The organism is Rhizobacter sp. P2_H3, from assembly GCF_056403355.1.
In genome coordinates this window covers 1-1,856 of the sequence record NZ_JBFUFQ010000452.1, presented here as the reverse complement: position 1 = coordinate 1,856, position 1,856 = coordinate 1, and the positions used below count along the sequence as shown (strand labels likewise).

At 75.4% G+C, this 1,856-nt stretch carries 2 protein-coding genes and 1 pseudogene; 1 reads left to right on the top strand and 2 read right to left on the bottom strand.

The annotated features are described in order from the left end of the window. A pseudogene (locus AC1D1T_RS32240) lies at window positions 1–553 on the bottom strand (hypothetical protein); the annotation flags it as partial. Window positions 554–1,143: 590 nt separating this feature from the next. Further along, entirely contained in the window at window positions 1,144–1,374 is a 231-nt protein-coding gene (locus AC1D1T_RS32235) for a hypothetical protein (protein ID WP_477829327.1), read from the bottom strand. A gap of 65 nt (window positions 1,375–1,439) precedes the next feature. On the opposite strand from AC1D1T_RS32235, the gene AC1D1T_RS32230 reads away from it, so the two are divergent. Then, window positions 1,440–1,856: FHA domain-containing protein (locus tag AC1D1T_RS32230; protein ID WP_477993425.1), on the top strand; the 417-nt coding region annotated here is incomplete at its 3' end.

Sequence of the window (1,856 nt, the reverse complement as noted above, 5' to 3'; positions counted from 1 at the left end):
GCTCCAGCGGGCCGCGCAGCGCATGGCCGGGCGGCAGTTCCTGTGCATAGGCGCGCCAGAAGTCGAGGCTCGCCTGCGACACCGGGCTCGGCGGCGCGGCCGTCGCGCCCGTGGGATCGGCCTGCCCCGGGGGTGCCGTCCGCGGTTCGAGCATCTGCTGCAGCGTGGCGATCGGGACGGCGGCCGGTGGCAGAAGCTGCGCGGGCGCGGGTGACTGCGATGGCGCCCGTCGTGGCGCCGGACGCACCGGAGGCGGAGGCAGAGGCGAAGTCGGTGCATGCGCCTCACCGCCGGAGACCGGCGCCTGCCGCACCGGTGCTGGGGCCGGTGCGAAAACGGGGCCGGGTGCAGCAGGCAGCGTCGCCCCTTCGCGCAAACCTTGCTCGAACAGCTCGCGCGCCGACCTGCCCTCGTCGCCGGGCGGATCCACGGCGTGCGGCGCATCGTGCACCGCGGCCTGCGCCTCGCGCCAGCCAGCCTCGAAGTCGGACGCCACCGCTGGATCGGCCGGGCGAGCCGGCGTCTGCGCCGGCTGCGGCCTCGGTGGCTGCACGCGCCGCGGTGCGGATGCAGGCGCACGGGCAGGCGCCCGAGCCACCACAGGCGCTGGCGCTGGCGCTGGCGCAGGCGCTGGCGGGGGCGAGAGCGGGGGCGCAGACGCCGACTGCGATGCGATCCCCGGCTCACGCAGTGGCGTGGCCTGGGGCGGTGGCGCCCCGCGGGCCGGTTCTCGCGCAGGCACCGGTGAGGCCGTCGGCATCGCTTGCGGATCGGTGTCCGTGGAGGGTGGTGGCACGTGCACCGTGGCCACAGGCGCAGCGGGAGGCGAAGACGACCGCAGCGGCGATGGCGATGGCGATGGCGATGGCGGCAACGGCACCGCAACAGGCTCGGTGGCAGGTTCTTCCCGCGGCGGCTCGTCCGGCTCGACCGAGCACACCGGCGGCCGTGGCAGGCCGTCGTCGAGCGCAGCCTGCACCGCATCCCTGAACACCGCTTCCTCGCGCAGCACCCGTTGCGCAGACATCGGCTGCGAGGCCTCGCCCCGGACCGCGTCGTCGACCTGGTGCCGGCGGCGCATGCTCTCGGCGAGCTGYGCCACGCGGGCCTCGTCGGCGCGGCGCCGATCGTCCGACACCGAGCTCACGGCCGCCCCGATCCGCCGACCCCGACCGTTTCCGTTTTCGGATCGGGATCGGGCTCGAAGTCGGTCGCCTGCTCTTCGCGCACGTGGTAGTCCAGCAGCACCGCCATCGCGTCGACCTCCACGCCCGGCGCCACCAGGACCATGTAATGCAGCGGCTCCTTGTCGCTGCGCCGGCGCACCGGCAGGCGCCGGAAGCCGATGCGTTCCAGCGCACGCCTCGAGCGCACGTTGTCGTCATAGTCAACATCCAGCCGCTGGCGCGGGTCGAGCTGTGAGCGAGGCGCCGACCCCGATGCCCCCGGTGGAACCGGCGCTGTCGCCGCCGGTGCCGGAGCGCCCGCACGAGCTGCGGGTGCTGCTGGGCGCGCAGGCCGGCAGCCGCCTGCCGCTGGGCGATGGCGAGTATGYCGTCGGCAGCGGCGACGACTGCGCGCTGATCCTGGTCGGTCCGCGCATCGCGGAACGGCACGCCACGCTGCTGATCGCGAACGGCAGCGTGCAGGTGCGCACGGACGGCGGCCGCGTGCTGGATGCGCAGGGTCGCGTGCTGGAACAGCCCGTGCCGCTCGCACCCGGCATGCCGGTCGAGTTCGACGGCGTGTGGATCACCGTCGATCGCGCCGAGGCCGACTGGCCCGACGTGCGCGACCTCGCCGCCGGCTTCACGGCGCCGGCCGCGCCGGGCGGCGAGGCGGCCGCAGCCTCCGCC